Origin of the sequence: Salinicola halophyticus (assembly GCF_003206695.1) — a bacterium.
In the GTDB taxonomy this organism is placed as follows: Bacteria; Pseudomonadota; Gammaproteobacteria; order Pseudomonadales; family Halomonadaceae; genus Salinicola; species Salinicola halophyticus.
Window position 1 is genome coordinate 402,832 of record NZ_PZJN01000009.1, and the last position, 25,148, is coordinate 427,979.

21 protein-coding genes are annotated in these 25,148 nt (G+C 62.5%); 7 read left to right on the top strand and 14 right to left on the bottom strand.

The features are described from left to right. Nucleotides 1-5: 5 nt before the first annotated feature. Genes otnC through DOM58_RS15800 form a run of 4 tightly spaced genes read right to left on the bottom strand, consistent with a single transcriptional unit; the run spans nt 6 to nt 3,789 of the window. Complete coding sequence (otnC, locus tag DOM58_RS15785; RefSeq protein WP_110693644.1) at nt 6-671, bottom strand: 3-oxo-tetronate 4-phosphate decarboxylase; 666 nt, start codon at nt 669-671, stop codon at nt 6-8. Beyond that, nucleotides 668-2,002, bottom strand: coding sequence for a 3-oxo-tetronate kinase (otnK, locus tag DOM58_RS15790; protein ID WP_110693645.1), 1,335 nt, complete (start codon nt 2,000-2,002; stop codon nt 668-670). The genes otnC and otnK overlap by 4 nt, the downstream gene beginning before the upstream one ends. 3 nt (nt 2,003-2,005) lie before the next feature. Next, the gene (ltnD, locus tag DOM58_RS15795; RefSeq protein ID WP_110693646.1) at nt 2,006-2,962 is read right to left on the bottom strand and encodes an L-threonate dehydrogenase; all 957 of its coding nucleotides are present in this window, start codon (nt 2,960-2,962) and stop codon (nt 2,006-2,008) included. Continuing rightward, nucleotides 2,959-3,789: a FadR/GntR family transcriptional regulator gene (locus DOM58_RS15800; protein WP_110693647.1), complete on the bottom strand. Its 831-nt coding sequence runs from the start codon at nt 3,787-3,789 to the stop codon at nt 2,959-2,961. The genes ltnD and DOM58_RS15800 overlap by 4 nt, the downstream gene beginning before the upstream one ends. A gap of 222 nt (nt 3,790-4,011) precedes the next feature. Between DOM58_RS15800 and denD the strand changes: the two genes are divergently transcribed. The 3 genes from denD to DOM58_RS15815 all read left to right on the top strand — a co-directional run bounded on the left by denD (nt 4,012) and on the right by DOM58_RS15815 (nt 7,929). Then, nucleotides 4,012-4,971, top strand: a complete 960-nt coding sequence (gene denD, locus DOM58_RS15805) for a D-erythronate dehydrogenase (RefSeq protein WP_110693648.1) — start codon at nt 4,012-4,014, stop codon at nt 4,969-4,971. A 367-nt stretch (nt 4,972-5,338) separates the two neighbouring features. Continuing rightward, the gene (locus DOM58_RS15810) at nt 5,339-6,715 is read left to right on the top strand and encodes a GntP family permease (protein WP_110693649.1); all 1,377 of its coding nucleotides are present in this window, start codon (nt 5,339-5,341) and stop codon (nt 6,713-6,715) included. A 41-nt stretch (nt 6,716-6,756) separates the two neighbouring features. Then, a complete protein-coding gene (locus DOM58_RS15815) occupies nt 6,757-7,929 on the top strand; it encodes an L-rhamnonate dehydratase (RefSeq protein ID WP_110693650.1) in 1,173 nt (390 codons plus the stop codon). 72 nt (nt 7,930-8,001) lie between these two features. Here the strand turns inward: DOM58_RS15815 and DOM58_RS15820 are convergent, their stop codons facing one another. The 3 genes from DOM58_RS15820 to DOM58_RS15830 form a co-directional block, all read right to left on the bottom strand. Beyond that, nucleotides 8,002-8,541 carry a cytochrome b gene (locus DOM58_RS15820; RefSeq protein WP_110693651.1) on the bottom strand — a complete coding sequence of 180 codons (540 nt, stop codon included), beginning with the start codon at nt 8,539-8,541 and terminating at the stop codon, nt 8,002-8,004. Between the two features lie 148 nt (nt 8,542-8,689). Continuing rightward, the gene (locus DOM58_RS15825; protein ID WP_110693652.1) at nt 8,690-9,616 is read right to left on the bottom strand and encodes a MalM family protein; all 927 of its coding nucleotides are present in this window, start codon (nt 9,614-9,616) and stop codon (nt 8,690-8,692) included. A 100-nt stretch (nt 9,617-9,716) separates the two neighbouring features. Then, nucleotides 9,717-11,078 carry a maltoporin gene (locus tag DOM58_RS15830; RefSeq protein ID WP_110693653.1) on the bottom strand — a complete coding sequence of 454 codons (1,362 nt, stop codon included), beginning with the start codon at nt 11,076-11,078 and terminating at the stop codon, nt 9,717-9,719. A 1,228-nt stretch (nt 11,079-12,306) separates the two neighbouring features. On the opposite strand from DOM58_RS15830, the gene DOM58_RS15835 reads away from it, so the two are divergent. The 3 genes from DOM58_RS15835 (at nt 12,307) to DOM58_RS15845 (ending at nt 15,494) form a co-directional block, all read left to right on the top strand. Further along, a complete protein-coding gene (locus tag DOM58_RS15835; RefSeq protein WP_110693654.1) occupies nt 12,307-13,002 on the top strand; it encodes a VIT1/CCC1 transporter family protein in 696 nt (231 codons plus the stop codon). Nucleotides 13,003-13,233: 231 nt separating this feature from the next. Further along, on the top strand, nt 13,234-14,097 hold the full coding sequence (locus tag DOM58_RS15840) for an SDR family oxidoreductase (protein ID WP_075561923.1): 864 nt from the start codon (nt 13,234-13,236) through the stop codon (nt 14,095-14,097). 134 nt (nt 14,098-14,231) lie between these two features. Continuing rightward, nucleotides 14,232-15,494 carry a D-mannose isomerase gene (locus DOM58_RS15845; RefSeq protein WP_110693655.1) on the top strand — a complete coding sequence of 421 codons (1,263 nt, stop codon included), beginning with the start codon at nt 14,232-14,234 and terminating at the stop codon, nt 15,492-15,494. A gap of 11 nt (nt 15,495-15,505) precedes the next feature. Here the strand turns inward: DOM58_RS15845 and DOM58_RS15850 are convergent, their stop codons facing one another. The 5 genes from DOM58_RS15850 to DOM58_RS15870 form a co-directional block, all read right to left on the bottom strand. Beyond that, on the bottom strand, nt 15,506-16,708 hold the full coding sequence (locus DOM58_RS15850) for a GGDEF domain-containing protein (RefSeq protein WP_110693656.1): 1,203 nt from the start codon (nt 16,706-16,708) through the stop codon (nt 15,506-15,508). 277 nt (nt 16,709-16,985) lie between these two features. Further along, nucleotides 16,986-17,717, bottom strand: coding sequence for a dipeptidase PepE (pepE, locus tag DOM58_RS15855; protein WP_110693657.1), 732 nt, complete (start codon nt 17,715-17,717; stop codon nt 16,986-16,988). 80 nt (nt 17,718-17,797) lie between these two features. Continuing rightward, on the bottom strand, nt 17,798-19,426 hold the full coding sequence (locus tag DOM58_RS15860) for an OPT/YSL family transporter (protein WP_110693658.1): 1,629 nt from the start codon (nt 19,424-19,426) through the stop codon (nt 17,798-17,800). A gap of 54 nt (nt 19,427-19,480) precedes the next feature. Next, complete coding sequence (locus DOM58_RS15865; protein WP_110693659.1) at nt 19,481-20,176, bottom strand: AroM family protein; 696 nt, start codon at nt 20,174-20,176, stop codon at nt 19,481-19,483. Continuing rightward, the gene (locus tag DOM58_RS15870; RefSeq protein WP_110693660.1) at nt 20,173-21,114 is read right to left on the bottom strand and encodes a DUF1177 domain-containing protein; all 942 of its coding nucleotides are present in this window, start codon (nt 21,112-21,114) and stop codon (nt 20,173-20,175) included. Before DOM58_RS15870 ends, DOM58_RS15865 begins: the two co-directional genes overlap by 4 nt. A 108-nt stretch (nt 21,115-21,222) precedes the next feature. On the opposite strand from DOM58_RS15870, the gene DOM58_RS15875 reads away from it, so the two are divergent. Continuing rightward, nucleotides 21,223-22,140: a LysR family transcriptional regulator gene (locus tag DOM58_RS15875; protein ID WP_110693661.1), complete on the top strand. Its 918-nt coding sequence runs from the start codon at nt 21,223-21,225 to the stop codon at nt 22,138-22,140. A gap of 259 nt (nt 22,141-22,399) precedes the next feature. On the opposite strand, the gene DOM58_RS15880 is transcribed toward DOM58_RS15875, so the two are convergent. After that, complete coding sequence (locus DOM58_RS15880) at nt 22,400-24,529, bottom strand: TonB-dependent siderophore receptor (protein ID WP_110693714.1); 2,130 nt, start codon at nt 24,527-24,529, stop codon at nt 22,400-22,402. Between the two features lie 280 nt (nt 24,530-24,809). Continuing rightward, a complete protein-coding gene (locus DOM58_RS15885) occupies nt 24,810-25,097 on the bottom strand; it encodes a DUF4235 domain-containing protein (protein WP_075561919.1) in 288 nt (95 codons plus the stop codon). Nucleotides 25,098-25,148 lie beyond the last annotated feature (51 nt).

The following is a 25,148-nucleotide window of genomic DNA, read 5'->3' on the forward strand; positions in this document are numbered from 1 at the left end:
CGCGGCTACCACTGGGCCCCGAAAGCGTCGCGCAGTTCGTCGATCTCTTTTTCGTTCAGCGTGCGTAAATCGTGCTGGCGCAGCAGCAGATAGAGCTTGGCGGTTTCTTCCAGCTCCTCGATGGCGTTGCGCGCCGCTTCCAGCGTCTTGCCGGCGACCACCGGGCCGTGATTGGCCAGCAGCACCGCCGCATGATCGGCGGCGTAGTCGCGCACGGCATCACCCAGCGCGGCGTCACCGGGGCGGTAGTAGGGCACCAAGGGCAGGCGGCCGACACGCATGACGAAATAGGGTGTGATCGGCGGCAGGCAGGAGTGTTCGTCGAGCCCGTTGAGACACGAAACGGCCGCCGAGTGCGTGGCATGAAGGTGAATGATTCCGCCGGTATCCGGGCGCTGCTCGTAGAACGCCCGGTGCAGGAAAGACTCCTTGGTCGGTGGCTTGCCGGCCAGCAGATTACCGTCCCAGTCGAGTTTGGAGATCTCCGCCGGATCGAGTGCGCCAAGGCTTGCGTTGGTCGGCGTCATCAGCCAGCCGTCTTCGAGCTTGGCGCTGATGTTGCCGGACGTCCCCGGCGCCATGCCCAGGTTGCGAAACGAGCGGCCGATCTCGGCGATCTCTTCGCGCAGGCGGTTTTCGGTGACGGATGTCGAGGTGTGGATCGCAGTCATGGCATCAGTTTCCAGGCTTTGGTCATGAAATCGGGGGCGCCGAAATTGCCCGACTTGAGCGCCAGCGCCAGCGGTTCTTGGGTACCCAGGGTGGTCGTCCACGGCACGCCGGGGTCGATGCTGTCGCCGATCCGAAGCCCCTGAACGTCGAGCGCGCTGACCACGGCACCGGAGGTCTCGCCCCCGGCGACCAGCAGTCGGCGCACGCCGAGACGACCGACCAGCTCGGCGGCGATCTCGGCCATGGCGCGCTCGACCAGTTCGCCGGCTTGCTGCACGCCGAGCCGTTGTTGCGCGAGGCGCACTTCCTCCGGCGAGGCGCTGGCGTAGATCAGCACCGGGCCGGGCGCGTCGTGGTTGCCGGAATTGGCGTCGAAATGTGCCTCGGCATGCGCCAGCGCGGCATCGACGACGCCTTGATAGTCATCGTTCAGCGCCAGGGCATCGAGGTGGAAGTTCGGCATGTGCGCCCGGGCATGTTCGATCTGAGCCAGCGTGGCCCGCGAGCAGCTGCCGCTCAACACGGCTTCACGCCCGGCAACGGGCTCGAGTCGAGCCGCATCTTCGGTGTGGCCGAGGCGTTGGGCGACATTGGCCGGCAACCCCAGCGCCAGGCCGGAACCCGCCGTCACTAGCGGCAGATCGCGGCAGGCTCGCGCCAGTATGAAAAGATCGTCGTTATCGATGGCATCGCAGATCGCGATGCCGATGCCTTCGGCCTTGAGCGCGTCGATGCGTGCGCTCACGGCAGTGTCGCCCTGGCGCAGCGTGGCGTAGTCGATCAGCCCCACCTTGCGCGTCGTTTGCGCGCCGAGCACGCGCACCAGGTTGGCATCGGTCATGGGCGTCAGCGGGTGATCCTGCATGCCGCTTTCGTTGAGCGGCACGCCGTTGGCGAACAGATAGCCGTTGAACACGCTGCGGCGGTTGGCCGGCAGCGCCGGGCAGGCGACGGTGAAGTCGGTGCCCAGTGCGTCCATCAACGCCTCGGTGACGGGGCCGATATTGCCCGCCGGCGTCGAATCGAAGGTGGAGCAGTACTTGAAGTAGAACTGCTCGCAGCCCTGTTCCCGCAGCCAGTCCAGCGCCTGAATCGACTGTTCGATGGCGTCCTCGGCAGGAATCGTGCGTGATTTCAGCGCCACCACTACCGCGTCCACGCCCGCTTCCAGCGGTGTCTCGGGGATGCCGATGGTCTGCAGCGTGCGCATGCCGGCGCTGACCAGCATGCTCGCCAGATCCGTGGCGCCGGTGAAGTCGTCGGCGATACAGCCGAGGATGGGCCGCGTGCTGGGCCGTCGCTCATCCGCTTTTGAAAGAGAGTTCGCCATCGCTCAAGCACCTCCGTGGTCATTGGGACCGCCATCGAAATCGAATCCGGCATCGTTGGCGGCCGTGCCGGGAAGCGTGATACCCGGATAGACCTTGACCACGGCGATGTCGTCTTCGCGACCGAGACCTTGCGCCGAGGCCAGCGTGAACTGGCTCAACGCCTGGGCGGTAAGTGGCAGCGGGAATTTGTCGCGATGGGCGGTGTCATGAACGATGCCGAGATCCTTGACGAAGATGTCCACCGCCGAGTGCGGGGTGTAGTCGCCGGCCAGGATGTGCGGCACGCGATTCTCGAACATCCATGAATTGCCGGCGCTCTGGGTGATCACCTCGTACAGCGTTCGCGGATCGCACCCGCCACGAATGCCGTAGGCCATCGCCTCGGCGGCCGCGGCGATATGCACCCCGGCGAGCAGCTGGTTGACCAGCTTGACCTGCGAACCCTGACCCAGCCCGTCTCCCAGACGAAATACCTTGGCGGCGAGGGCGTCGAGCACGTTTTCGGTACGCTCGAACAGCGTCGCGGGTCCGGAAGCCATGATCGTCAGCTGACCGGCGGCCGCCTTGACCGACCCGCCCGAGATCGGCGCATCGAGCAGGTGAATATCGTGGGCCGCCAGATCGATGCCCAGCGCCTGCACGTCATCCGGCGCGCAGGTTGCACACGAGATGACCACGCTATCCGGCGCGAGCCCCGGTAGCAGCCCGCCGTCGCCGAACAGCACCGCTCGGGTCTGCTCGGCGTTGACCACTACGGTCAGCACGATCTCGACCTCGGCGGCCATCTCCGCCGGGGTGGCCACGGCATGGCCGCCGGTCTCGCCGAAGCTCGCCCGCGCTTCCTCGCGCAGGTCGCAGCCCCAAGTCTCGAAGCCGGCGCGGACCAGCGAGGTGGCCATGCCCATTCCCATCGAGCCCAGCCCGATGACCCCGACCCGTGGTCGTTGTGAAATGCTCATTGCGGGTTGTCTCCCGTATGTTCTGTCGATTCCGATACCGATACCGATTCCGATTCCGAGGGCGTGACGGCCACCGAGCTGCGCTGCGCTTCCACGCGCTCGAGCGCGCTCTTGAGAAGGTCTGTAGGCGCCTGACGCAGGCGCGTTTCGGCATGTTCCAGATGAATGGCGGCGGCGCGAGCGGCGGCTTCGGCATCGCCAGCGGCAATGGCGTCGAGTATGGCCTGATGCTCGCCGACCACCTGCAGCATGAAGGTCTCGCGCAGTGACTCGTTGGTGCGCGTCACGCGGATCGCGTGGTGCAGAAAACGGTTGTAGAAATCGAGCACGGCGGTGAAATGCGTATTGTTGGCCGCTTCGGCGATGGTGCGATGAAAGGCGAGATCCTGATCGACCCCGGAAAGCCCCGCTTCGACGGCTTCGTCGATATCCACCATGGCGTTGCGAATTCGGCGCAGCTGAGAGAGCGTGCGCCGTTCGGCGGCCAGACGCGCGGCTTCCACTTCCAGCGGCCGACGCAGTTCCAGCACCTCGATCACCGACTGAATGTCGGGATCGGGAATCGCCAGGCGCAGCGATACCGTGGGCGACTCGGCGACGAAGCTGCCGCTGCCGCGACGCGAGGTGACCAGGCCACCGTTGCGCAGCATCGAGATCGCCTCGCGCACCACCGAGCGGCTGATGCCGTAACGCTCGCCCAGCGCTGCCTCGGTGGGCAGGCGCGCGCCGCGACCCCATTCGCCGGCCTGGATGGCATCGCTCAAGCGCTGGGCCACCTGCTCGGAAAGCTGCGGGCCGCGTGACGGCTGTTCCTGGGTTTCACTCATGTGTTTTCACTCACGCTGAAAACGCCTTATGCGTTCGTCGAAGATCCGACTCGGCGGACGCCGCCATGATGGCGATTGGCGACGCTCTCCGACCAATGGCGGTATTGCCTGTGCGGCTAATTTGTCAGACAAGATGTTAAATCGCAAAGGTCAGCGCAATTCGCCTTTGGTCAATTGAGCGCCGTTCAGTGAACGAAGGCAGCGCCGCAAAGGAGCAACGCCATGCATGTGATCGTGACGGGAGGCGCCGGCTTTCTCGGGGCCAGACTGATTCAACAGCTGCTTGCGGGAGAGGCGTCGATCGAGGGGCAGGCCATCACGCGGGTGACGTCGATCGACCTGGCGCCGTGCCCGGTAACCGACGATCGGGTCGAATCGTTGACCGGTGACGTCGCCGATCCGGCACTGATCGAGCAAGCGCTTGGCGACGACACCGGCGCCGTCTGCCATCTGGCGGCGGTGGTGAGTTCTCAGGCGGAAGCCGACTTCGAGCTCGGCATGCGGGTCAATCTGGACGCCACGCGCACGCTGCTGGAAGCATGCCGGGCCCATCCGAAGCGGCTGCGATTCCTGTTCGCCAGCTCGCTGGCGGTGTTCGGGCCTGGGCTGTCGCAGCCGGTTCCGGAGGCGATCGGCCCGCAACCACGTTCTTCCTACGGGGCGCAGAAGGCGATGGGTGAGTTGCTGGTCAACGACTACAGCCGGCGCGGTTTCGTCGACGGTCGTGTCTGTCGCCTGCCGACCATCGTGGTGCGCCCCGGCAAACCCAATCAGGCGGCCTCGTCGTTTGCCAGCTCGATCATTCGCGAGCCGCTTGCGGGCGTCGAGGCGATCTGCCCGGTGGATGCCGGCCTGCCGCTTTGGCTCTCCTCGCCCCGCGCCGTGGTCGCCAATCTGGTCCATGCGCTGTCCCTCGAGGGAGAGGCGCTGGGCGATTGGCGCACGCTCAACCTGCCCGGCATCACGGTGACGGTGAACGAGATGCTCGACGCGCTCGAGCGCCAGGCTGGCACCGCCGTCCGCGATCTCGTGCGCTTCGAGCCGGATGCCGGCATCGATGCCATCGTGGCCAGTTGGCCGGGCGGGCTGGAGACCGAACGACCTCTGGGGCTCGGTTTCCGGGCCGACAGCGATTTCGACGCCATTATCCAAGCCTATCTCGAGGACGAACTCGATAACTGACCCGCTCTCTGACAAGACGTGCCGGACCCGAATAGATCCGTTCCTTCAGCAGGCAACAACACTCAATAATGCCCACAATGAGTTCATGCCATGACAGACGCCACTGTCGCTGGCCCATGGGGCCTGGTGTACCCATTCCCCACGAGCCGCGTTGCTGCTTCAAATACGTTCAGGCAAGGCGCGGGACGCAGACAATGGTTTGCCCTTATCCAGTCGCGCAACGCCGCATGAGCGTATTTGAAGCGCAACCCGAAGGGACTGGCCGATTTTCCCGTGATACGTCGTCGCTCGTATAACCCTTGGAACCACCAAGGCTGAAACTCGCTCCTGGTCTCACGGAAAAACCGGCTCAGTCGCGGCCGTGAAAATGGGTAGACCAGGCCCTTTCATCATCGGCCTGGGTATCGCCATCTTCGTGATGATCGCGCTGGTGCTGAGGACCCGCGTTCATGCGCTACTCGCCCTGGTCATCGCCGCGTCGATCGCCGGCCTGATCGGCGGCATGTCGCCCAATGCGGTAATCGATTCGATCACCACCGGCTTCGGCAAGACGCTTTCCACCATCGGTCTGGTCATCGGCTTCGGGGTGATGATGGGGCGAATTCTCGAGGTCTCCGGTGCCGGCCAGCGCATGGCCTATTCGATCCTCAAGTTGCTCGGCAAGGATCGCGAGGATTGGGCAATGGCGATTACCGGCTATATCGTCTCGATCCCGATCTTCTGCGACTCCGCCTACGTGATCCTCAATCCACTGGTGCGGGCGCTGGCGCGCAACAGCGGGCGCTCGGTGCTGACGCTGGGCATCGCGCTGGCCTCGGGGTTGGCGGTCACCCATAGCGCGGTACCGCCAACGCCGGGGCCGCTGGGCGTCGCCGGTATCTTCGGTGTCGATATCGGCCTGATGATCGCCTGGGGCCTGGTCTTCACCGCGCCGGCGCTGATCGTGATGGTGCTTTACGCCCGTTTCATGGGGCCGCGAATCGAGGCGATGATCGAGCGTGACGTGCCGGGATCGCTGAAACGCGACACCGAAGACGACCCGCTTGCGGCGCACCTGGATGAGAGCGAGCTATCGACGTTGTTCAAGTCGGTGCTGCCGATCGGGTTGCCGATTCTGTTGATCTTTCTCAACACGCTGGTGACGGCGGTGGTGGGCGACAGTGATGCGCCGGGCATCGTCGTTCAGATCGTCCAGTTCATCGGCAACCCGGTGATCGCGGTGGGCATCGGCGTGCTGGTGGCGGTCTACGGTCTGGTGCCGAAAATGCCCAAGGATCAGGTCCTGGCGCATCTGGAAAAAGGCGTCGAAAGCGCCGGTATCATCCTGCTGGTGACCGGTGCCGGGGGCGCGCTGGGTGCCGTGCTGCGGGCCAGCGGTGCCGGTGACTACATCGGCGAAAGCATTGCCGGACTGGCGCTGCCGGCGGTGCTGATCCCGTTCATCATCGCCACGCTGGTGCGCTTCGTGCAGGGCAGCGGCACGGTGTCGATGATTACCGGCGCGTCGATCTCGGCGCCGATCCTGGCCTCGATGCCGGACGTCAACATGGTGCTGGCGGCTCAGGCGGCGTGTCTCGGCGGGCTATTCTTCAGCTACTTCAACGACAGCTACTTCTGGGTCGTCAATCGCCTGCTCGGGGTCAAGACCGCCAAGCATCAACTATTGGTGCTATCGGTGCCGACGACGTTGGGCTGGGCCACCGGGCTGGTGGCGCTGCTGATCGCCAACGCCTTCGTGGGTTGAGGGAAAAAGGCCAACGACATCCCCTGAACAGGAGTCATGCAATGAAAATCACTCGAGTCCGCGCCCGCGTATTCGAATGGAAGGGCGAGACGGTGGCGCCCAAGGCGCACTTCTGTACCAACGCCATGGACGCGCTGTGGGATCGCGGTGATGCGATGCAGAGCTTTCGCTTCCACGGCTGGGCGGTGATCGAGATCGAGACCGACAGCGGTCTCGTCGGGCTCGGCAACGTGGCGCTGGCCCCTAGGGTCGCCAAGACCATCGTCGATCAGCATCTGGCGCCGCTGATCGTGGGCCAGGATCCGTTCGACTACGAATACCTGTGGCAACGCATGTACCGCGCCACGCTGGCCTGGGGGCGGCGCGGCATCGGCATGGCGGCGATCTCCGGTGTCGATATCGCGATCTGGGATCTGATGGGCAAGGCGCTCGACAAGCCGGTGTTCAAGCTGCTCGGCGGTCGTACCAAGGAGAAGATCCCGTGCTACGCCTCCAAGCTCTACCATGACGATCTCGACGTGATGCAGGCCGAGGCGCAGGGCTATCTCGATCAGGGGTTCCAGGCGATGAAGATGCGTTTCGGCTATGGGCCCAAGGACGGGCCGAAAGGCATGCGCGAGAACCTCAAGAGCGTCGCTGCGGTGCGGGAGGTGATCGGCGAGGATATCGACCTGATGGCCGACTGCTACATGGGCTGGAATCTCGACTACGCCCGGCGCATGTTGCCCAGGCTGGCGCCGTTCGAGCTGCGCTGGCTGGAGGAGCCGGTGATTGCCGATGACATCGATGGCTACGCGGAGCTCAACCGCATCGCGCCGATGCCGATTTCCGGCGGCGAGCACGAGTTCACCGTGCACGGTTTCCGTCAGTTGCTGGAGAAGCGTGCGGTCTCGGTGATCCAGTACGACACCAACCGGGTTGGCGGTATCACCGTGGCGCGCAAGATCAACGCCATGGCAGAAGCGTTCGAGGTGCCGGTGATCCCGCATGCGGGGCAGATGCACAACTACCATCTGACGATGTCGTCGTTGGCATCACCGATGTCGGAGTTCTTCCCGGTGAATGATGTCGAGATTGGCAACGAGCTTTTCTACTACCTGTTCGAGGGCGATCCCGAGCCGGTCGAGGGACATCTCGATCTGGCCGACGACGTGCCGGGGTTAGGTCTTTCCCTCAACGAGCGTTATCTCGACGGTTTTAATATCCTCGAGTGATTCGCTACGGCGGCGCGAGGGCTTTCGCGCCGCCCATCACTCGATCACATCACGTCACTGCACCCTATCACTTCACCACATCCGCTTGAGCAGGTTGTCCCTGCGCATGAACTGATGCCAGACCACCGCGGCGATATGCAAGCCGATCACGTAGTAGAACACCGTTCCCAGCGTCTTGTGGATCGATTCCAGCGAGTGGCCCACATGCGGCAACACGCCGAAGGGCGAAGGGACCGCCAGCGACGTACCGGGGATCGGGATAGCGCCTTCACTTAGCCATACTGTCGAGATGCCCAGCAGCGGCTGCGCGAACAGAAACACGTAGAGCGCCCAGTGGGTGATGCGCGACAGCAGTTCGAGCTTCGGGTGCAGTGGCGGCGAAATGGGTGGCGGAGAATTCCGGAGGCGTTCGAGCAATCGGGGGATCGCCAACAGGAGCACGCCGATACCCGCCCAGAAATGGCTCTGGAGCAGAAAAGCCGGTATGCCGGTATCGCGCGGGAAGACTTCCGTCGACAGGATGAGCGCGTAGGCCAGCACGACCAGTGCGGCAACCGTCCAGTGAAAGTGACGGGCTTTTGCCGAATATCGGTTGGTGGGCGTGATGTTCACGACATGTGACCTCTGATGGACGAGCCAGCATCCATCCTAGACGGCTTCAGCTTAGGGCTGACTTAAGCCTGCGGCTCGCGCACCGCCTTCAAGCGCATCCGCCGTGGTGCGTCCTGCAGCACCACGGCGTGAGGCCATCATGAACCTGTCAGGGCTTTTTGGCCTGCAGGCGTTCAGCCAGCCAGGCGCGGGTGCCGGGATGGCCGCTGCGCTCGGCCCGTTCGGCAAGGTCCAGCGCGAGTTCGACGTCGCCGGCCTTGAGCGCAGCGTCGATCATGCGGCGGTAATCGAAATCCGGCGCATTGGTCGTTGTGGTCGGAGCCGTCGTTGTGGCCGGCGCGGCCGCGCTGGGCTGCGGGCGGGAGCCGGACGTCTGAGGCATCTGCGCGGGGTTGCTGCCAAGCAGTGGCGCCATGCCGGTGTCGCGAGTCAGCGAGGCGATCTCGAGCGACACTTCGCCAGTCGCGGCGTGCGTGGCGCGAGGGTCCGGGCCGGCGGGTTCGGCGAGACCTCTCACCCGGGCGTAGGCTTTCTCTTCCGATTCGTAGGGCGTCGATGCCTGGCGATCTTCATCGCTGGTGTAGATGACGACGTACTGGGCATCCGCCCCCGGCGTCAAACTGAATTCTCCCGCCAGGCGCGCGGCAGTAAAGCCGGTGGGACGACGTACCTTAAGTGAATCGCTCGATACCTTTCTGACCGGCTGGAAGTTCGCGTCGAGCACCAGGATCGTGGGTGCGAAGACCTGGCCGTCGCGAATCGAGCTGGAGACGCTCAAGGCGATCGGCCCGTTGTTGCGGGGTAGCTCGAAGGCCTGGAAGAAACTCTTGCCGTCGCCGAAATCATGAGCCGGGGACTGCGGGGTGAAGTTCAACGTCAGCGTCTCCTCCGCCGTGATCGGGCGGTAAGGCAAACTGGCGAGAGAGCTGCAACAGTCCGTCGTGCGCGCCAGCGCCTGCTGCCCTTCCTGCGCCGGGAGGGTTGGAGAGTGGGGCGCCATCAGCGGTGTACTACATCCCGCCAGGGCAATGAGTACCGTGCTCAACGGCACGATCAGTCGATACGAACGCAACATTCGGCAACTCCTGCTGGAGACGAAAACGGCCCCGGGGCATGAAGCCGCCGGAGCCCAAAGGATCGAAACAGCGCGAGCATGGCTCTCGCGATTGTGGGGATTAGCTACCCCACCACACCTCCATCTGCGCACCGAAGGTCAGGCCATTGTTGTCGTCGATGTCGACGTTGTTGGGGCCGGCGCCGGTGTCGAGCGAGTTGGCTTGGCGGGCATCGGTGTAGGCGTCGCCGTTCCACTGTGCGTAAGTGGCGAACAGGCGGATGGTCGGACGAATCATGGCGCCGCGACCGGCCGACCACTGCTGAGCGAGGGTCAGCTTGGTCAGATGGTGATCACCGCTGTCATAGCCGTTCACGCCACCCTGCGGCTCGATGCGGTCATAGCCCAGCTCGACCGCCGTGCTCATGATGTCGCTCCAGTAGTAGACGGGGCGCACGCCGGCTGAGAACCACTTGCGACCGGTGTTGTCGTCCATGTCCTTGTCTTCGTATACGAGGGCGTAGAGCATGTCGAGCTTGTCCGGCGCCAGCCAGATCTGGCCGCTGTCGAGCACGCGCCACATGCTGCCTTCCTGGCGCAGCGAGCCGGTGCCGCGGCCGACGGCGTTGCCGTCACGGGTGATGATGCCGTCGGTGGCGTACTGCACGGCAAAGGTGTTGCTGCCGCCGAACCAGTCGCTCTGGGTGTGCTCGATGGTGCCCATCCAGCCCTTGTCGCCGTCGTCGTAGTTGACGCCTTGATCGTCGTAATAGTCCTTCTGCCACTTGGATAGCGACGAACGGCCATAGTCGATACCCAGCTGCAGCGTGCCGCCGGGATTGACGGGAATGTCGGTCCAGCGCGCATCGACCGTGTCGTCCGAGATCTGCTGACCGGAATCCGGGAACAGGCCATCGCCGTCATCGTTGCCGGAGCTGCGGGTCCAGGCGAAACTCAGCTTGCCGGTGCCGACATCGATATCCGAGATCCCCACACCAGGACCGGAAACGTCCCAGTAGTAGAAGTCGTTCATGTGGATATCGTGGCGTTTGTAGAAGCGCTTACCGGCCCAGAGCGAGGCGCCGGATAGGCCACTGACGACGTTGGTGCCCGAGACGTACATTTCCCGCAGGGCGATGTCGTTGTCATCGTCCTGAAGCGATTCGGAGTCGTTGTCCTGCGCGGTGACATAGGCGACGCGGCTGGCGAAGTCGAACGACGTATCCTGCTGCTGATAGAGCTGTGCGCCCAGGCCCAGCTCGGCATAAGTCTCGCATTCGTTACCCAGGCGGTACTTGGCCGGGGCTCCTGCCGACTTGAAGCAGGTCTGGCTGCCGCCGCCGGAGGTCGAACCGATACCGGAACGGGCGTAGCCGAAAAAGTTGGGATTGATATCGGCATGGGCCAGGGCCGGCATGACGCAGGAAGCGCCGATGACAGCGGCGAGAAGCGGCCGGCGTAGCACGGATTGTGAGGCAATCATTATGGGTGTCCCTCGTGGTCTTATCGTTGATTGCTGTTGTTGATTGCTGTTGTTGATTGCTGTTGTTGATTGCTGTTGTTGATTGCTGTTGTTGACTGCTGTTTTTTGGCAGCCGTATGAATCATTCGGCTACGCAAGGCGCTCTGGAAGAAATCCGCCGTCGGCGGACACGCGCGAGGCTCTGCCAAAGCGTCATGCTCGGCGTACTCACATCCTGGTAGCTACCCGAAAGGGGTGTGAGCGAATCCGGTTTTTATCCATTATCGATGTGGCGATGTTGCGTTCCCTTGTTACCTGTTGCTGCCCTGCCCGCTCATGAATCGAGTATCAGCGACCGGCTTTTGGCCGGAAAGAATTTGGCGAGAATGTCGCACTGACCACTTATTCGTTCGCTGAAACATTGCCAGCTTCATTGGAAGCCTGAGTCGTAAATCCGCATTGACTGGCGCTATGCGACCCGGTGCTGCCATTGATGTGTCGCTTCGACACCTCGCCAGGCGTGCGTCGTTGTTTTTGATCACCGGCGATGGGCGCCATTATTTCGATTAATTCGTAAACTTTCATTGTAACCATGGTCTAGTTAGACAAAGGTCTGAACTAACTCCGGTGTTACTCTTCAAAATCGCATTTTTTACAATGACCTATGAAGATTTCCTCTACCGTGTAAGCTTTGTCCTACATACCAAAGTATTAAATATTACTAGCTGTCAGCTGTGATAAAGGCGGCGCTCTTTTTGACGGTGATCAGGACACGGCGATTCGGGTTTTTAAAAAATGCTGTTGTCGGCAATGAGATAAAGGGGCCGGCTCGGGACCAGGATACTAATGCGCAGATAAACAGTTTTTGCCATATTGACGGTGGCTCTCATGCGCATGACCGCTGATGTGCCGGGCCGAATAAGCAGCGATAAGCTGGCTGGATCCCCGCAGTACAGGAGATCCAATGGTCGATGCCGTGCCGGGTGATTAGCTCAGTGCCTACTGATCAGGTAACGCACAGCGGTCATCGCGATGCACCGGGGTTAGAGAGACGCCCCTCGATCCATTGGCTTGGCCTAAGCTTCAGAGGCAAAGGTGGCGATTCGAGGATCGAGTCAGCGCGGAGAACCAGGGAAGAGCGAGGATGGGGAACCGAAATGAAGCACTGAGAAGAGCAGATGCCAATCCAATGGATGACGAGAGGAGTGACGAGCGACTCATGAGATCAGAGCGGGGACACGAGCCAGGCATGTCCATACCCAAGGAGCGCCACTACTCCGATCGTGTGGGTTGGCTGCGGGCGGCTGTGCTGGGCGCCAACGACGGTATCGTTTCCATCGCCAGCCTGATCATCGGCATGGCGGCGGCGGGCGCGACGCTGGCCGGCGTGTTGACCGCGGGCGCCGCCGGAGCAGTCGCCGGGGCGATGTCGATGGCGGCGGGAGAGTACGTCTCGGTCAGCTCGCAGAAGGATACCGAGCATGCCGATCTGGCGCGCGAAAGGCGTGAGCTGGACGCCAACTACGAGTTCGAAACCCGTGAGCTGGCGGAAATCTACGAGGCGCGAGGCTTGTCCACCGCGCTGGCGCATGAAGTGGCCCAGAAGCTGATGCATCACGACGCCCTGGCCGCTCACGCTCGCGATGAATTGGGTTTCAGCACGGTCAACGCGGCACGCCCGTTGCAGGCGGCGCTGACGTCGGCACTGACCTTTCTTGCCGGCGCGGGGTTGCCGATCATCGCCTCGCTGATGGCGCCACGACACGCCATTTCGGTGGTCGTTGCCGCCGGTTCGTTGGTGGCGCTCGGCCTGCTGGGGATACTGTCGGCGAAAGTCGGTGGTTCGCGCCCGCGGGTGGCCGTGGTGCGGGTCACTGTATGGGGGTTGATGGCCATGGCTGCAACGGCTGCGGTCGGCTGGTCCTTTGGTGTGGCCGGGACCTGATCGGGCACGCATCGGCTGTCTCGAGCCAGGCTTAAAGGGGGGCCGGCCACGACTTGCCGAGCTCGTACCCTTCAACTAAGACTGTTGTTCATTGGCAGACAAGCCATTGGCAGGTAAGCCATCTGCACGAAGTCGGCCTGAACGAGTGACGTCTGCTTGACGGCTGACTCGATTCAGTTCGTTTGCCTCGTCCAGTGCATAACCCAACCCCGAGCCAAGGAGCGGCCAACGATGGTCAAGAAAACCGAAATTCACGCGCAACAACAGTCGCTACCCGGTAAAGAAGGCCTGATGCAGCCGCCAGCGGAATTCATTCGCCCGGGCTATCGCGGTAGCGGCAAGCTCGAAAACAAGATCGCGCTCATTACCGGCGCCGATAGCGGTATCGGCCGTTCTGCAGCCATTCACTTCGCCCGCGAAGGTGCCGATGTCGCGGTCATGTATCTCAGCGAAGACGATGATGCCAAGGAAACGCAGCGCCTGATCGAGGCGGAAGGACGCCGGTGTCTGCTGATCGCCGGTGACATCCGCGATGCCGCGTTTTGCCGCTCTGCGCTCGAACGTGTCGTCGAGACCTTCGGCGGGCTCAATATTCTGGTCAATAACGCCGGCACGCAGCAGGTGTGTAACGATCTCACCGAGCTCGACGACGAACAGTGGCGCGAGACGTTCGCCACCAACATGCATGGCATGTTCTATCTCACCAAGGCCGCGCTTCCTCATCTGGGCGAAGATGACGCGATCATCAATACGACCTCGGTCAACGCCTATATCGGGCCCGATTTTCTGGTGGATTACACGGCGACCAAGGGGGCGATCGTCAGCTTTACCCGGTCGCTGTCGAATCAGGTCGTGGGACGTGGCATTCGCGTCAATGCGATCGCGCCGGGACCGGTATGGACACCGCTACAGCCCGCCACGCTAGGCGCCCACGACCCGCAGATGCTCGAGGATTTCGGCTCCGATACCCCGATGGGGCGCGCCGCGCAGCCGTCCGAACTGGGGCCGTGCTACGTCTTCCTGGCCTCGCTGGATTCGTCCTTCATCAGCGGTCAGACGATTCACCCCAACGGCGGGATGGTGGTCAATGGGTGATCTCTCCCGGGTAGCAGCGGCGAAGGTGGAATGGACATTTACGTCTCGGGCGGGGTGAATAGGCGCACGATCCATACGGTTCCTCGTTGAGGATATCGTCGACAGACGACAGGGCTGAGGAGGCTCGAGAAATCATGCCAGGTACGACTTCCAATTTGCCGCCACGCCAGGACAGCTGGCTGGACCGGCCGGCGCATCTTCATTGGCTGGAAAGTGAAGGCCAGCGTCTGCTGGCGTTCTATCGCGCTTCGCGCCATCCCGAGTGTGGTTTCGCCGCGCTCGACGAGGACGGCCGGCTGCCCGGTGATGCCAACCCCGACACCATGATTACCGCCCGCATGACGCACTGTTTCGCGCTGGCCGCGATGCGCGGCGAGCCGGGCATGGCGCCATTGGTGGCGCACGGCGTCGCAGCGCTGAAGGGCGATCTGCGGGATAGCGAGCATGGCGGCTGGTACGGCGAGCGGCCCAGGTCGGGTGAAACGCAGACCAAGCAGGCCTATATCCACGCGTTCGTGGCACTCGCGGCCGCCAGCGCCTGGCAGGCAGGCGACGAGGAGGCCAAGTCGCTGCTCGACGACATCGTCGACGTGATCGAAACCCGATTCTGGGCGGAAGACGAAGGGCGCATGCGTGAGGGGTTCTCGCGTGACTGGCGCGAAGACGAAGCGTATCGCGGCGGCAACAGCAACATGCACGCCACCGAAGCCTTCCTGCAGCTGGCCGACGTTCTCGATGAGCCGAAATGGCGTAGGCGCGCGCTCTCCATCGTCGACAGGATCATCCACGCCCACGCCAGACCCAACGACTATCGCGTCGTCGAGCACTTCGACAGCGAGTGGAACGAGTGGCGCGACTACAATCAGGATACCCCCAAGGATAAATTTCGCCCCTACGGCGCCACGCCGGGCCATGCATTCGAGTGGTCGCGGCTGATGCTGCATCTCGAGGGCGGGCTGTTGCGCCATGGCGAAGAGACACCGGGCTGGTTGCTCGAGGATGCCCAAGGGCTTTTCCATAGCGCGATCAAATTGGCCTGGCACGTCGATGGCCAACCGGGCCTGGTCTATACCCACAACTGGGATAACCAGCCGGTAGTGCACGAGCGCATGCACTGGACGCTCGCCGAAGCCGCCGCGACCTCGGCGGCGCTGCTCAAGCGTACCGGCGACGCCACCTACGAAACCTGGTATCGCTGTTTCTGGGATTACATCGATCGTTTCCTGATCGATCGCGAACGCGGTAGCTGGTGGCAGGAGCTCGACCGCCACAACCATCCTTCCAGCGAAGTGTGGAGCGGCAAGGCGGATCTCTATCACGCCTATCAGGCAACGCTGCTGCCCCGTCTGCCGCTGTCACCGACTCTGGCCAGAGCGATCGCCGACGGCGCGTTGTAACGGGGCGGTCGTCAGCTCGATATGGAGCGCGCGGGGGCCGATTCGTCATCTCCCGCGCCGGTCGCCTTGGTCTGGTCCAGCACTCGCAGTTGATCCCGGCCGCCGCGTTTGGCCTCGTATAGCGTGGCGTCGCCATGATCGATCAGCGCGCCCAGATCATTCGGTGGCAGATCGAATACGCTGCCGCCGATGCTCAGCGTCACGGCCATGGGGGTGACGACAGTCGTCGAGGCGACTGCATGAAAGCGAGCTCGCAGCTCCTCGCCCAGCCTCGTGGCGGTCTCGCGAGGGCTGTCGCTCAGCAGAATTGCGAATTCGTCGCCGCCCAGGCGGGCCGCCAGGGCGCCTTCGGGCAGAATCTCTCGAATCAGTTCGCTCAACGTCACCAGCAGCCGGTCCCCCGCCCCATGACCATGCAGGTCGTTGACCGGCTTGAAGTTGTCGATGTCGATCAGCAACAGCGCCCCCGGCCGATCATGAGAGATATGTCTCAAGAATCGCGGCGCTCGCGTCTCGAACGCGCGCCGGTTGTAGAGCGCGGTCAATGGGTCTCGCTCGGCGAGTCGCTCGATCTGCCGTTCGCGCCGGTAACGCACCGTCCCGGTCATCGACAGCGCGATCAGCAGGATCGCCATGACGCCTTCGATCAACGAGATTCGAATCACCAGGCCGCGATAGGCCACGAGGTCGATCAGCTCACCGGGAATCAGCGCCAGTGCTACCTTGGCGAGATAGAAAACGCCGTGAATGAGCAGCGTGTAGTGCAGTTGGCGAGTGCCCAGCGTTGCCACGTCCCGTTCCAGCTGGAGCAGCAGGCTCGCTCTCAACGCGAGGGTGGCGACCAGCAACGAGTTGACGATCAGGTAGAACTTCGACGAAGTCGCGCCGTCCGGCAGCAGCAAAAGGCCGCACCAGATCGGGATCAACAGCCACCAGGCCGGTGACAGCCGGCCGTCGACGAAACGCGCCACCCCCAGCAGGAACATCCAGTGCGCGAACACCAGCAAGCCGTTGGCGAACCAGACGCCGATCAGGAAATGACCACTGGTGCGCAGCAGCGCCAGCGAACATCCCAGCGTGATAGAGCCGAAGCCGGTGGACCAGTAGAGCAGTGAGACATCCTGCGTGCTACGCCACTCCAGCAGCAGGTAGAGCGCTGCAGCGGCCGCAATGGCGATGGTCAGTGTCAGTATCGTGGCAGGGTCGAACGCCATGTTCGGATCGATCCGTGTGAGTATCGGCGGAAAAGGTCTGCCGTCATGGCGTCTTGGAGGCTTCGTGCGCTGGCGGCGGATGAGTAGGTTTACTCATCCGCTCATTATCGACGACATCGCGGGGATATTGAACTGCTCGCGATCCAGCGCCGCAGCGGCGGCAAACACCCGGCCTCTTGCGGCGTGTCGGGCGTCGGTACTTGCCCGAATCAGGCGCCGGTGATGCTATAGAACCCCCGGTCCTTGCTGGTCACCACGCGCAGAGTACCGATGTGCTTCATGCGGTGAGTCCCCGAGTCAGCAGAGAATCCAGCCGGCTACCGGCGGTCAGTGTTTGCTGGCCATCCTTGGCGAACGTTGCCCCATCGAGTTCCCCGACAAGCGCCAGCGTATCGGCTTCCCGGCGCAGTGCCGTGCCCTCGCGCAGCGCGACGACCAGCGCCTCGGGATTGAGCGCCAGATACTCGGCGATGCGTTCCTCGCGGCTCTCGCCGTTATGGCCGGCCGGCTTGCCGGAGAGAAAGTGCGGGTTGAGCTGGAACGGCACCAGGCCGAGCGTGACGAAGCTGGGCGGCTCGACGATCGGCATGTCGTTGGTGGTGCAGAGGGTGGGCCCGGCGATGTTGGACCCGGCGCTCCAGCCGATGTAGGGCACACCCGCGGCGACGCGCTCACGGATCGGGTCGAGCAGGTCGGCGTCGTAGAGCCGCTTGATCAATGCAAAGGTGTTGCCGCCGCCGACCGCGATGGCCTGCGCCTCGCGCACGGCGGTTTTCGGGTCCGGCGCCTGATGGACACTCTCGATCTCAAGGCCGATGGCCGAGAATGCTGGTCGCACCTGTTCGAGATAGGAATCGAAGGTCTTGCCCGCACCGGCGAAGGGGATGAACAGCACACGCTGGACCGGCGCCGGGTTGGCTTCGAGAAAATCGGCGATCAGCGGCTGCGCGTGATCAAGATAGCCGGTCGCACCGGCGCGAGAACTACTGAGTAGCAGAAGACGTGACATGCGAAGACTCCTAAAATGCGAAGCGCGCCTTGTCGACGCCCTCATGCGCACGGTGGATATGGGTATGGCGGCCTAGTGGCTTATTTCGAGCCCAGCTTCAAAGTCGAGGAAAAGAAGCTGTAGAGCGCCGAGCCAGTGATGAAGCCGGCGCCTAGCACGTAAAGCTTGTGGCCGCCTGTTTTGCCGAAGCGCTTGATCACGATCCAGCGTATCAGCAGGGCGAGGTAGATCACGATCCCGGCGATCGGCGACGTGATCAAAAGCCCCGTGGCCAGCAGCACGCCGATTTGACGTGATACCCCGCCGACGAGCTGTATGACGGCGCCAACAATGCCCCAGATCAGTAGTTGCTTGGCGACTTCGAAGCTGGCACCGGCGTCGATGGTGGCAACGTAGACGCGTGCTACCGGTGGTACCAGGTCCGCGGCGAAGTAGGCCTTAAAGGCGAAGGCGACGATCACGATCGCCACGCCGAAGCTGAACAGTTCTGCGAAGTACTGCTGGCGTCGGCCCTCCATCTCGTATTCGAGATCGCTGCCTTCGCCGCGGATGGTCCAGCCGGCCTTGAGATCGTAAGCCATATCGGCGAATGCCGGGCCGGTCGCCACGGTAAATGCGACCAGAATGCCCAGCGCGGTGGTTGGGAAACCCAATAGCATGCCGATCACCAAGAAGATCAGCGCCGTCGCGAAAGAGGGGAACCAGCCGGAGTGCATTGCCGCGATACCCACGATCAGCTCGGAGGCCATCGCCGCCAACGCGGCGAATACCAGCCAGCCGATCAGCATGCCGATCGACATGCCGGTATAGATTCCGGTACCCAGCGCCAGAATCAGCGCAATGATCAGATAGGCGCCGAAGCCGCTCAGCATGGCAGTGCGCATCTGTAGCGCGGAACGTGTCGGACGCTGGGTCGATTCGCCGTCAGACTCCTTCTGGTGGCGATCACGGCGCATCAATAGCAGGATCTGGATCAGCGCCACCAAGCCAGCGCCGATCATGATGCCATGGGGAATATAGGCGGTGCTGATGTCGAAGCCGAATAGCTGTTCGGAGTAGCCACGTAGAATCAGGCCGAGACCCAGCGCGCACATGGCGAAGATGTTGGCGATCCAGGCGATACCGAACATGTCCGCGGGAATGCCGAAAGCTTTGCCGACCATGCCTCCGACCATGCCGACCAGCAGCAGAAGGGCGTTACTCCCCTTGTTGGCAGCGGCTTTCAGAGCTTCCGCCGTGGCCAGTCCTGGCGGCCAGGCGGCGCGCGCGGAGAAGATCTTGCTGTCGAAAGAAAAGTAGAGAATCGAGGCGTCGGTGACGACTGCCAGAGCGGCGCCGATCAGCATCGGTGTCAGCATCTCTGACTCGCCCATCAGAAACGGAATTGCCAACGGCAATAGCAGACCATTGGCGGCCGAGAAGGTCGCACCGGAGATTGTCGTCTGCACCAGCGTCTGGCTCTCCAGCGAGCGATAACGGCGAAAAAGGCGCAACGGAATATAGGAGAGCAGAATCGCGATCAGCGCGCCGATGATCGAGGTATTGGGCGTGATGCCGACGCGGGTGATCAGCTCCATGCCGATGATCGCGCCCAGCACGCAGACAATGACGTTGACCACCATCTGGCCGGGTGCGAAGAAGCGCGGGTGGCGGCGTTTCCCTTGAGCGTCGCCGGTGTCGGATGTTGCCGGCGATGTCGTGTCGTTCATATCGTTGTCGTTCCCGTTGTTGCGGATCAGATTGTTGTGTTTGTTGCGAAACCGTTACGCCAGCAGCAAATTGGCTGCGCTGAAAACCAGCTGTCGTGGCGTGATCGTGCGTCGACCGGAAAGCTCAGCGATACGCTGACGTTGCGACAGCGTGTAGCCCATGCAGTCGAGATAGAGCAGATCGCATTCGAGGCTTGCTGCTTCGTGTGCCGCGCGTTCCAGTTCGGCGGGGTCACCGTAGGGTGAGGCGCTAAGCGTCTCGACGCTAAATCCGGCCGCTTCCCAGCGTGCCCGGGTGTTCTCCATCTGCCGCGACTCCGGACTCATCACCAGCAATCTTCCGCTAGGGAACAGCGCCTGAATGCCGTGACGCACCAGTCGCTTGGGTGACAGCACCGGCAAGCCCAGGTCGTGGTAATCCGGCAGCTCGCCGGTGCACAGCACGACGATGGCATCGACGCCATCGTCGCTTGCCATGGCGCGGATCGCCGTATCCAGCAAGGGTTCGAGATCCGGCTCGGCAATCGTCACCTGGCGCCCGTCCCGCATCCGAGAGACCAACACCTGCGGTTGATCGCTCACCGGATAGCAACGCTCGATCTGCTCCAGCGTCAGCGCGTCCAGCGCGCCGCGTTCGACGATCTCGACCCGTCTATCAAGTAGCGTGGCGAGGTCGTCATGCAGATCGCTGCGGGGCGCCTGGCCGATAGTCACAATGCCGAGACGCGACGTTGCGGTCGCTTCGCTCATCCGCGTGCTCCGCCTTGCTGGAAACGAGTCTGCTCGCCGTAGAGCTCGGTCAGGCGTGCGAATTCTTTGGTGTCGTAAAACTGGCAAATACCCGCGGTGAAATCCTTGGCGACCTCGACGGCAAAGCGCGCCGCCTGCTCGATATCCACCTCATGGCTTGCACCCGTGGCGCAACCTGCGACCGCGGTCTCCGCCGCCAGGGCGACGCCGACCACCGGTGCCGCAGTGGCGACTGCCGGCTGCAGAATGCTGTTCAGGTGATGAAGTCCATTGCCATAAGGGGTGATGTCCTGTTGGGTCAGCGCAAAGACTTCCGGGAGTCGTCCGGTCACGCGAGACATCACGTCCATCAGATCTTCACTGGTACGCAGGATGTAGCCCTGCTTGACCGTCGGCGACATCGCTACGCCGCGCACGTTGATGATGCGATTGCCTTTGGTGGTATCGATGGAGACCACGGCATCCATGGCGTCGTCGATCTCGTGTTCCCAGGTATCTTCCATGGTGATGGGCGAATCCATAAACGGTACCGGATGATGTTCGCGGGTCGGCGCATCGGGGCAAATATGCGTGGTCATGATCACGTCGCCTGCCAGACGATCGCCGCGCGCGGCCATGCTGATCAGCTTGGCCGCCGCCGAAGTGGCCGCCAGGGCACCATCGCCATCGGAGACGTAACCGGTGATCTCCGGACGCGCGCCGATGCCGCCGAGACGACCGATCACGCCCAGCGTCGGCGCGTCGCCGCCGGCCTGCTTGCCGCGAGTACCAGCGATCGTCACATGCAGAAAGTCGGAAGCGCCTTTCTCGGAGGTGACGCGGGTGATCTTGACCGTCTCCGGCGTCGCGCCGCAGGCGACCAGGTACGCCTTGACGCGCTCGCCCGAGGCGTTGGGACTATCGAGAATCTCGTGCAGATCGATCACTTGTTTCAGCATGAGTCGTGCTCTTGGAGGCGATGGAAAAGTTTTTTGGAGTCAAGGCAGAATACTTGGCGTAATTAATCGGATAAATTCGAATAGAAAATGGATTAATTGGATATCCCAATGAATAACGTGACGGCTCGCCAGCTCGAAGCCCTAATTGCAGTCGCCGACCTTGGCAGCTTTACCGAAGCGGCTGAAAAGCTTCACCTTTCCCAGCCATCGCTGAGTCATCTAGTACGTCAGCTCGAGGATGTTCTCGGCATTAGATTATTCGAGCGAACGACTCGCCGGGTGCGGTTGTCCGCGGCAGGTCACGAATTTCTGCCGGTAGCCGAACGCGTACTCGCCCGTCTGGAGCGTGGCATGCAGGACATGCGTGCGCTCGCCAGTGGTCAGCGTGGGCGTTTGAGTTTCGCGGCACTGCTCACGGTGGGCGGTAGTCTGATTCCCGCCGCGATGGCGTCGTTTCAGGCTCGCTACCCCGATATCGGGCTGGAGTATCTGGAGGAGAGCGACGAACCGATCTATCAGCAGGTAATAGCCGGCGATGTCGATTTCGGCGTCAGCGTGGCCCCGACTGCCGTCGACGAGGTGGATTTCCAGCCGATCTATAAGGACTATCTCTACTTCGTCTGTTCACCGCGCCATCCCCTGGCCGACGCCACTGAGGTCAGCTGGCGGCAAATCGTCGAATGGCCGTTCATCGCGATGAAGACGCGGACAAGCATGCGGCGTCTGACCGAGAAGGGCTTCGCCATGACCGGCAGGCCGATGGAACCGGTACAGGTTGCCGCCTATCAGTCGACCATTCTCGGTATGGTCGCCAATGACATCGGCGTCAGTGCGTTGCCGTCGTCGCTCAAGATGATGTTCCGTCGCGACGATGTCTGCCTGATTCCGATCCGTGAACGGCTTTATCGTGATATCGGCATACTCACGTCTCGCCGTCGCGAACTGTCGCCGGCGGCAGAGCATTTCATCGAAGCACTGAAGGAGGTCGTCGAAGCCAATCGCTCGTTGTTGCCGAGCCCGGCGTGAGAGCCGAGCTGCTGCCTCGGAAGTGATGGTGGTGTGAAAAGGGGCGCATGTCAGCGCGACCCTCTCGATAACGCAGAAGATTGCACAGGTGTCGAAGGCCTCGCGCCGAGCCACTGGTTGGACGCTAGTCCGATGTCAGGTTATCGCCATACTGATATCTCGCTGTAACTGAGAATTCGACGGCGTGTATGGCAGAGGGACAGACGTTGACCCCGAGCGGCCGGGGCCGTTCGGGTGGCGCCATACGTCATCACCGGTGTTACCAGTGATAGCTCACTTTCGCACGGATCTCGCGACCCGGGTTGTAGTAGTTGGCCGTGCCGGAGCCGACGATGTGCTGCTCGTCGAAGAGGTTGCTGACGTTGACCGTGAAGTCGGTGTTGCGGACGATCCGGTAGTCGAAGGCGGCGTCGATCAGTGTCGCCGAACCGCTCTTCGATGTATTGGCGGCGTCGAAATAGTAGCCATCGGTATAGCGGGCGCCGAGGCCGACGCTCATCTTCTCGCCCGGCAGCGTGTAGTAGCCCCACAGCATGGCGGTGTGTTTCGGAGCGATGGCGAAGTCGTTGCCTTCGATCGAGGCGCCACTGTTGAGCGTGCCGCTCAGCACTTCCGTATCCAGGTAGGAGTAGCCGCCGACGATGCTCAGGCTGTCGGTCAACTCGGCCTTGGCTTCGAGATCGAGGCCGCGCGCTCGGGATTCACCCACGGTCTGCTGATCGATGGCGCCATTGTCCTGCACCACGGCGATGGTCACGTCGTCTCTTTCCAGGTTGTAGACCGCCGCCGAGAACTGGGCTTTCATGCCGTCGGGCGAGTACTTTAGGCCGATCTCCTGCTGTTTGCCGCGCTCCGGGGTGACGCCGATGGTGGGCGGCGCGACCGACTCCACGTAACTGATGTAGGTGGAGAGCTCATCGCTGACGATATAGGTCAGCGCGCCGCGAACGGTGGTCTCCGAGACATCGTCGCTGTCATCGAAAGCGGCGCCGTAGGATTCACCTTCGCTCGAGAGATCCATCGAGTCGTTGCGCACGCCGGCACTGACGACGAAGCGATCGTAGAAGGAGAGATTCTGCGTCAGGAAGACCGAGCGAGTTCGGTAATCCTGGTTCTCGTACCGGTAGGGTGTCAGGTTATCGGGGCCGCCGCTGTAGACCGGATTGGCGATATCGATGGGCGCTGCATCGCCGTAGATGGATTGAGTATCGGTCGAGGCATCACGGTACTCGACGCCGCCCAGCGTGCTGCTGTCGATATCGCCGACGCTGGCATCGTACTGCAGGATCGTGTTGCCGATGAATTCGTGAGTGTCGGTATCGGTACCGAAGTAGTCACGATCCAGTAGCGTACCGGTGCGTGCCGCGGAATCAGTGATATAGACGTACTGGAAGTCGTCCTCGAGATCGCTGTAGCGGGCGTTGGCGCGCAGCGTCAGGCCGTTTTCGAAATCGTGGATCAGCTGGCCGGTGACGCTGGTGCGGTCGACATCATGGTCGTTGAAACCGGGTTCGCCGAAGAAATCGTCCCGGTCGTACTCCCGGTCGAGCGGATAGCCGCCGCTGTTGGGCGTGTCATCGCGATTGAGATAGTCGACGATCAGCGTTGCCGAGGTCTGATCCGTCGGTTCCCACGTCAGGCCGCCCATCAGCAGCCCGTTGTTGTTCTTCGAGTGGTCGTACTCGCGATCGCTGTCCTGAATCTTGCCAGTGAAACGGTAGGCGAGCGTCTGGTCCGAATCCACGACATCACCGACATCGATGCCGGCTTCCTTGTGATCGAACGAGCCGTAGGAGAGGAAGCCATTGGCGAAGCGCTCGAAACGCGGTCGCTTGCTGACGAAGTTGACCGAGCCGCCCGGATCCGCTGGACCGAACAGCGTCGAGTTCGAGCCGCGCAGCACTTCGATGCGCTCGTAGGCGTAAGGGTCTTCCCGCACGCCGCGCATGGAGCCGAGCGTCATGCCATCGCGATAGGTCGTGGCCTGAAAACCGCGAATCTGGAAGTAGTCGTTACGGTCGTCGGTACCGTAGTAATCGGTGACGACACCGGGAGTGTACTGCAGGACTTCTTCGGTGGTCTGAGCATCGCGCTGCTCGATCTCTTGCTGGGTGATCACCGAGACGGAGGCGGGCGTGTCCTGAATGCTCGTGGCGACTTTGCCGCCAACCCATAGCTCGCGGGCGACCACGGTATCGGCGTCGTCATCGGGCGCTGCCTGAGCGTTGACGATAACGGGAGATAGCCGGTACGCCCCGTCTTCTGTCTGCTGCGCGCACCCGATGGCGGGAATGGCGAATAGTACGGAGCCGCAGAGAATCGCCGTGGTGGTCTGGTGCCACCAAGGCGGGTTCCCGCGGCTCACGATCGTGCGATTGCGACCGCTCATCGTGATGATCCCCAAGAGTGAATGATCCCTTCTTATAGGCCCGCGGTTTTTTTAGTAGCGGGCTCGGGGATTATCCGTAGCATACGACGGCCAGTCAATAATGATAATTCTTCTCAGTTTCATTCGCGTTCAGGAATGGCTGACTCGTCCGCTGTCGGGATCTTGTGCGGCAGCGCGCACTCGTCGATGATCGATAATGAAACGACCTCCCTCNNGAGGGAGGTCGTTTCGTTTCGCCTCGCATTGAATAACTGTCGGCGCCCGCCACTGGGGCGCGACTTCAGTCTTCGATACGCGAAAGCAGGCGTTGGCCCCGACGAGTCCGGCGAGCGCGACGCAGGCCGCTGGAGGCCATCTTCCAGCCCAGGATCCGGCCCACGCCCACCGCAACGCCGGAAGCAGCGCCCCACAGCAGCGCCTCGCGCCAGCGTACGTCGGGATCGTCCGGGTTGATTGGCGGTTCGAAAGCGTGACGACGGGTCGCTTGCTTGAGCGCCTGGCGGGTCGCCACACCCGAGAGGATGGCCGTGGAAGTGCCGATTATTGTCCAGAGCGTGTAGGGTTTCATGCAGGCCTCCTTGCTGAATTCGAGGCTATCAGCATGGCCGATGACGGGGCA